At 76.3% G+C, this 7,394-nt stretch carries 4 protein-coding genes; all 4 read right to left on the reverse strand.

Going from position 1 to position 7,394, the window contains the following annotated elements; translation table 11 throughout:
* Positions 1 to 116: 116 nt before the first annotated feature.
* Entirely contained in the window at positions 117 to 374 is a 258-nt protein-coding gene (locus AB7J25_RS29300; RefSeq protein WP_428514386.1) for a response regulator transcription factor, read from the reverse strand.
* Positions 302 to 2,674, reverse strand: a complete 2,373-nt coding sequence (locus AB7J25_RS29305) for an AAA family ATPase (protein ID WP_428514388.1) — start codon at positions 2,672 to 2,674, stop codon at positions 302 to 304. The genes AB7J25_RS29300 and AB7J25_RS29305 overlap by 73 nt, the downstream gene beginning before the upstream one ends.
* A 178-nt stretch (positions 2,675 to 2,852) precedes the next feature.
* Positions 2,853 to 5,522, reverse strand: a complete 2,670-nt coding sequence (locus AB7J25_RS29310) for a LuxR C-terminal-related transcriptional regulator (RefSeq protein WP_428514390.1) — start codon at positions 5,520 to 5,522, stop codon at positions 2,853 to 2,855.
* Between the two features lie 172 nt (positions 5,523 to 5,694).
* The coding region (locus tag AB7J25_RS29315; RefSeq protein ID WP_428514392.1) for a LuxR C-terminal-related transcriptional regulator at positions 5,695 to 7,394 on the reverse strand (1,700 nt) is incomplete at its 5' end.

The raw sequence follows: 7,394 nt of genomic DNA on the forward strand, positions 1-7,394 counted from the left end.
TCACGACCAGTGGACGCACGATCTGACTTTAGAGCTCGGAGCCCAGGTCAGAAGAGTGCTGAACCACTGGCCGCTACCAGCGCCGAGCCTGGCACAACCGGACCCGGTAGACCCCATTAGGTCAGCAGGCCGTGCTCCTGGGCGCGGCAGACCGCGTCGCGGCGGGTGGAGACGCCGAGCTTGCCGTAGATCGACCGGATGTGGCTCTTCACGGTGTTGACCGACACCGTGAGCTCGTCCGCGATCTCCCCCGCGCTGAGCAGCGACGGCAGCAACTCGAGCACGGCCCGCTCCCGCTCGCTCAACGGGGCGACGGGGCCGGGACGGATCGCGGCGAGCACCGCCGCCACCCGCCGGGCGAACGGGGTGGCCACCGGCGCGTCCTGAGCCGAGCGCAACAGGTCGGCGGTCGCGCCGCCCGCCGCCGTGAACGGGCGCAGGACGTCGAGGTCCGCACCGAGCGCGAGCGCGGCGTCGGCCTCTGCCCGGCCCCGGTCCGGGTCACCCGCCTGCAGCGCGGCCTCGGCCAGGACGAGGTGCGCCTCGACCGGCGAGTGGGCGAGCAGGGCCGCACCGACCCCGCGACGACCGGCCCGGCCGCGGCGGCCGCCGCGTCCCAGTTCTGCTGCACGAGATGGGCCCACGCATCCATCACGAGGACCTCTGCGACCTTGCCGACGCGCCGCTCCAGCCACTCCGCGATCTCGGCCCCCACCTCCAGGTGGCCCTGCACGACGGCCGCGCGGTGCTCGAGCGCCGCGGGCGTCGCGAGCAGCAGGCCCATGACGGGGGCGTCACCGCATGCGGCCCGGGCAGCCCGGCACGCCTCGGGCTCGCCCGGGTGCTCACCAAGGTCCGCCGACGCCGCGGTCAGCAGGACACGCAGCGCGTACTCCGCCATCGGCGGCAGCGCCTCGGTGCGCAGAGCCTGCTCCGCCCGCGTCCGTGCGGCGGCGGCGTCCCCGGCGAGCAGGTCCCCGTGGGCGAGCAGGGCGCAGGTCTGCGCCGTCCACTCGACGGGCCGGGTGGCCAGCCGCCCGTCCAGCCGTGCGGCATCGGCCAGCGCGGCCGTCGCCACCGCCGCCATGGCCTGCCTGCGACCCCTACCCGCCTCGAGGACGGCGTAGAGCGACCGGGCCCAGACCGCGAAGTACGGCAGCGCCCGTTCGGCCGCGACGGTAAGGACCCGGTCGAGCCGGGCGGCGAGGTCGTCGGGATCGGCGCCGACCGTGCCGGCGCACGACGTGGCGCGGCAGAGCTCCCGCAGCGCCTCCAGCTCCGGGGGCAGGACCCCGTCGGCGCCGGTGCGGGCGGGCGGCTCCCCCGTCACGAGCCACTCGACGCCCATCCGCAGCGCGTCGGTCGCCGGGTCGCGAGGCCCGGTCCGCACGCGCTTGGCCCTGCGCAGCGCGGCGCGGGCCTCGGCGTGGGCACCGGCCAGGTGCTGGGCGAGGGCGTCGAGCAGGGCCGTCCACCGGTCGCCGGTCTCGCCGGAAGGCCACACGGCGCCGATCGCCTGCCGGACGGCGTCCAGCCTGCCGGAACCGACGAGACGGATGCCCCGGGTGCGCAGGAGCGCGACCACCAGCTGCGGATCGCCCGCTCGCTGCGCGTGGCGCAACGCGTGCACCGGATCGCCCGAGCGCTGCCACCAGCGGGCCGCCGTGGCCTGCGACCTGCGGTACAGCGCGGGCTCGCGGCGTTCCAGACCGGTGAGCAGATGGCTGCGGAGCAGGGGGTGGATCCGATAGCAGCCGCCGCCCGCGCGCTGCACGAGCGCGGTGTCGCGCACCAGCGTCTCGAGGATGCGACCGGCGTCGACCTGCCGGGTCAGGGCCACGGCGAGCTCGACGGGCAGTGTCGTACAGACGGCAGCCACCTGCAGGAACCGACGTTGCGTCGCGGGCAGCGCCGACAGGACCTCGCCGGTGAGGTAGTCGGCGAGCGAGCTGTCGCCGCCCGGGAAGTGCTCGAGGACGGCGGCCGGATCGTCGGCGCAGCAGAGCGCGCGGACCGCGAACCGCAGACCTGCCACCCAGCCCCCGGTCTGCGCGTGCAGGTGGGCCACCTGGTCGGCCCGAAGCTGCACGCCGGAGGCGCCGAGAAGTGCCGCGGTGTCCTCGGGCGAGAAGCGCAGGTCGTCGGCGCACAGCATCTGCGGACCACCCGCCGGCCCCGGGCACGCGAGCAACCCGGGCGGTGGCGTCCGGCCGGCCAGCACCAGTTGCAGCCCCGCCGGCCCGTGGTGAACGAGCCGGGCGAGATCGTGCAGGGCCTCCGGCGAGCTCAGCTCCTGCAGGTCGTCGAGAACGAGCCGCACGGGCTGCGGCGCGCCGTCGAGCAGGGCGGCCAGCTGCTCGACCGGGTCGTCACCGGGACGTTGATCCGGCGGCCCGTCGGGCACGGCACCCAGTGCGCCGGCGACCGCCCGGACCAGCGCGGACCGGAAGCGGGCCCCGTCGTCGACCGCCGCCAGCGAGATCCAGGCCCGCGGCGGGCCGTCGGGCCGCCCCGCCAGCCAGTCCGCGAGCAGCACGGTCTTGCCGTAGCCGGGCGGCGCGACGACGACGATCCACCGCGCCTCGCTGCCGTCGAGGCGGTCGAGCAGCTGCGCCCGCCGGAGGTGGCCCTCCGGCCGGTCGGGAACGGTGATCCCGTTCCGCAGGCTACGCATCGTCCGTTCACCTTCTCCCAGGCCGCAGGAAAGGATCACTCGGGTGAGGATGAGGCAGCGTCGTCCTCGGAGGATGAAGTCCTCCTCCGAGGATGATTTCTGTGTTCTGCGGATGACTCTGTGTTCTGCGGATGACTCTGTGCTCTGGGATGAAGTGGTGCGGTGCTCGATCGAGCGCTCAGAGCAGGTCGAGCGTGCGGGCGCGGGCGACCGCGTCCCGCCTGCCGGCCACACCGAGCTTGCGGTAGAGCGACCGCTCGTGGGTCTTGACGGTGTTGACCGAGACGTAGAGCTCCGCGGCGATCTCGGCGTTGGTGAGCGTGCTGGCCAGGTAACGCAGGACGGTGCGCTCGCGGCCCGTCAGCGGGTCGACCGCCGCCCGGCCCGGGTCGGCCCGTCGACCGCCGGCGCGCTCCAGCAGGTCCACCGCGAACGACGGCGCCGCCGTCCCCCAGGCCAGCCGCCGTTCCAGCAGCGGCCGCAGGTCGACGACCTCGTGCAGGAACGGGCGGCGTAGCGACCACGGCGCGGCGACGACCAGCGCGTCGTCCAACCGGCCCAGGGCGGCCTCCTCGTCGCCCGCCCCCAGGGCGAGGACGGCGTCGACCAGGTGTGCGTCCACCCGCGACCGCGGATGGTCCTCGACCACGGCCGTCCGCCGGACCGCCGCCGCGGCCGCCAGGTCGCCGGTCAGCGCCAACGTGCGGACCGCTCCGAGCGCCGCGGCCCCCGGTGTCAGCGGACCCAGGTCGTCGAGCACTGTGCGGGCCCGCGCAGCGTCCCCGAGGCGGGCGAGCAGTGTGGCCTGCGCCACCAGCCAGCGTTCGTGCAGCGTCCTCGGCAGCGACTCGATGTCGACCTGGTTGCCGGTGACGCGCATCCCGCTCAGCGCCCGCTCGTGCTCGCCGTCGGCCTCGCGGCGGGCCGCCAGGATCAGCGCCGCCAGCACCCGCATGTGCGGCTCAACGGCGCGGGCCTCGACCTCGGCGACGTTGCCGAGCCAGTCGTCGGCCTCCCGCAGGTCGTCGCGGTCGAGCGCGATCCGCGCCATCGCCAGGTGGGCGGCCGCCGCCTGCACCGTGTGCTGCAGCCCCGCGCCCGCCGCCCAGGTCACGACGTTCAGCGCCGCCTGCTCGGCGGGGCCCAGCTCGCCCCGTTCGCACCGCAGCAGGCTCAGGTAGGCGGCCGCGTTGAGCTGCGACAGGATCGTCGTCGGCTGCTCGACCGCCACCGCGGCCCGCAGGTGCCCGACCGCGGTGGAGAGGTCGTCGCGCAGGAGTGCGGCCGTGCCCAGGGTGTTGTCGACGAGCATCGGTACGAGCTCGGGGGTGGACACGCCGAGCCGGGCGAGCGCCACCGGGTCGACGGGCACCGCGTCGAACAACGTGACGACGGCGTCCCACCGCCCCCGCGCCCGCGCCAGTGCCCCCTCGACCAGGTCCAGGAGCAGCCGCGCCCGGGCCGCCCTGGCCTCGGGGATGCCCGAGAGGGCCGCCCGGCCGATCGCGACCAGCTCCGCCACCTCGGTCTCGTCGCCCTGTGCGATGCGGGCTCCCGCGAGGCCGCAGCCGAGCTCGGCGTGCACGGCGAAGACCGCCCGGGGGACGGCGGCGAGCAGGTTCTCGAGCTCGCGTGCCTGACCTCCCAGCACGCACCCGACCGCGTGGCACCCGACGAGGTCCGCGGCCATCGGCCAGAGCCCCCCTGCCACCGCGGCGCGGATCGCGTCGAGCGGCGCGTCGTGGCGGGCGAACCACTCGGCGGCGCGGCGGTGCAGGTCGCGGCGCTGGCGCCGGGGAAGCGGCCGCGACCGGAGCAGGTCGCCGATCAGGCGGTGCAGGTGGTACCAGCGCCCGGATCGCTCGACGGCCTGGACGAACAGGTGGGACGCGGCGAACTCGGCGAGCAGCTGCTCGCTGTCGTCGCGCCCGGTCAGCGCGTCGGCGAGCTCCGCGCAGACGAGGTCCACGATGCTGATCGTCTCCAGGAATCGCACCAGCTCGGGCGGCTGCCCGGCGAGCACCTCGCCGACCAGGTAGCCCGCCACGGAGTGGTGGTCGCCGGAGAACGCGGCGACGGCGGCATCGACGTCCGCGCCGTCGGTGCGGCCCTGCAGCTGCAGCGCGACCAGGCGCAGGCCCGCGGGCCAGCCCTCGGTGCGCTCGACCAGCACCCGCACCTGGTCCGCGTCGAGGTCCAGCCCGAGCCGGGCGAACAGGTCGGCGGCCTCGCCGGCGTCGAACGCGAGATCCTGCCCCGCCACCTCGGCCACGGCCCCGGCCAGCCGGAGCCTCGCGAGCGGCCACGGCGGGTCGCGGCGGGTCAGGACCAGTAGCGACAGGGCGGGGGGAGGGCGCTCGACGAGCCGCAGCAGACCCTCGTGCACCTCCGGCGCCGACACCTCCTGGAGGTCGTCCAGCACGAGGACCGTGGGCCGGTCGAGCAGTCGGGCCGCTTCGGCGAACAGCCCGGGCAGGTCCTCCTCCCCCGTCGCACCTGCGGTCAGGCTGCGCAGCCGGGTCCGCGCCTGCGGACCGGCGACGGTCGCCAAGGCCTCGGCCAGGGCTCGCCAGAAGGCGTCCGCACCGTCACCCACTGCCTCCAGCCGCACCCACGCGGCGTCGCGGCCACCCGCGCCGCTCGCGATCCACGAGGCGGCCAGGAGGGTCTTGCCCCAGCCGGCCGCCGCGGCCACGACCGTGACGGGATGGGCGAGGCCCGCGGTGAGCCGCGCGTAGAGCCCCTCGCGGTCGACCACGTGGTTCGCGACGGGCACTGCGAGCCTGCCGGGCGGACCGACGACGGACGGACGGTGCCCACCGTGCCGATCCACCTCGGTCTCGGTCACCCTCGTCCCCCGAAGAGTTCGCCCGTGGCACTCAGCTCACGAGCCGCGTTCCTGCCGATCGGCCGACGGGACCGCGCACCCACCGGGCCAACGACGCTACCGGCGCGGCGGCCCCGTCCTCCAGCGCCCGATCGGCCGAGTACCGGGCACGCCCCGCCGCTTCGCACACGGCCTACCGCAGCAGACCCTGCTCGTGGGCGGCCAGCACGGCCCGGCGTCGGGATCCGGCACCCAGCTTGTCGTAGATCGACTGGACGTGGCTCTTCACGGTGTTGACCGACACGGACAGGTCGCCCGCGATCTCGTCGAGGTTGAGCAGCGACGGCAACCGGGACAGGACGTCGCGCTCGCGGCCGGTGAGCACCACCCCAGCGGGCCACGCACCGGGCGGGGGCACGGCGAGGATCCGGCCGGCGAAGCGGCCGCGGTCATGGCCGCCGACGAGCTCGTCGACGAGCAGCGCCCGCACCGCGGTCGGGCTCAGCGTGAACGGGCGCACGAGGTCCAGCGCGCGGGCTCGGTCCAGCGCGGTGCGCAACGCCTGGCGCGCCGCCGGCCGGTCCCCCTCCTGCAGCGCGACGTGCGCGGCCACCAGCCACGCCTCCACGACCGTGCCGGACCAGGCCGGTCGCGCGGCGCGACCCAGCAGCGGGTCCACGGTCGACCGGGCGGCTCGATGGGCACCCGCTGCGGCCTCGGTCCACGCCCGCAGCAGCAGCTGCTCCTGCGTCGTGCCGGAGCGGGCGGCGAGCCACACGCCCACGGCCGCAGCGGCGTTGCCGTAGCCCAGGCGCAGCGCGATGCGGTGCTCGACCAGGGCCGACACGGCGACGAGTCCGCCGTGCACGGACGCCTCTCCCAGCTCGGCTCGGGCCTGCTGGAGTTCCAGGAGCCCCGCCGCCTTCTCCCCGGAGTCGAACAGCGCGCCGCCCCGGGCGACCCGCAGCGCGAAGCGGACCTGCGGTTCGAGGGCGGCGGCGTCCGCCCGGAGCCCGCTCTCCGCCGCCTCGGCGGCCGAGCCCGGCCGGGCGCGGCCCAGCGCGGTCAGTGCGGCGACGGCATGGACGCACGCCGCGGGACCGGTGCGGTCCCAGCCGCCGTCGCGAACGGCCGCCGTCGCCTCCGCCGTGGTGCGCGCGGCCTCCGTCAGGTCGCCCGCCGTCCACGCGGCCATCCCGAGCAGGCTCAGGCACTGCACCTCGAGCAGGGGCAACCCGAGGCGACGTGCCCCGTCGAGGGCTGCCAGCAGGTCGGAGCGGGCGCGGGCCGGACTGCCGGCCCCGATCTCCGCCGCGCCGCGCCCGGCCCGGGCGAGCAGCGCGAGCGCCGGGTCCTCCGGCGGCACGTCGTCCGACGGCGTGGGCTCCATGCCGGCAAGACCTTCGGCCGCGGTCAGCAGCGCTCTGAGCTCCGCGCCGGGCGCCCGGGACGCCCGCCGCCCCCGGCGGACCGCGGTCGCGGCGCCCGCGACGTCGCCGCGGTGGAGAAGGAGGTGCGCCGACAGCGCGGCGCGCCACGCGTCGGCGGTCGGGGCCTCGTCGACGGCCTCCAACGCCGCGGCCAGCACGCCGTGTTCACCACTCGCGACGAGCGTGCCCGCCCGCCTGCGCACCAGGTCCAGCACGACGACCGGATCTGCCGTGCGGCTTGCGTGTCGCAGCGCCTCGGCAGGTCTGCTGCGGCGATCCCACCAGCGCGCGGCACGCCTGTGCAGCGCGGCGACCCGGTCGGGCCCCTGCCGCTGCAGGTCCGCGGCGAGGTACGAGCGCAGCATGGTCTGGACCCGGAACTCGGCACGGTCGGGACCCCACCGGGTGACGAGGCCGAGGTCGCGCGCGAGCGCGTCCAGCAGGTCGGCGGCGTCCTCGCGGC

Source organism: Pseudonocardia sp. (genome assembly GCF_050246655.1).
Lineage (GTDB): Bacteria > Actinomycetota > Actinomycetes > Mycobacteriales > Pseudonocardiaceae > Pseudonocardia.

Excerpts from the sequence above, each read along its gene's own strand:
- AB7J25_RS29305 (WP_428514388.1), bottom strand. The coding sequence starts at position 2,674 with ATGCGTAGCCTGCGGAACGGGATCACCGTTCCCGACCGGCCGGAGGGC.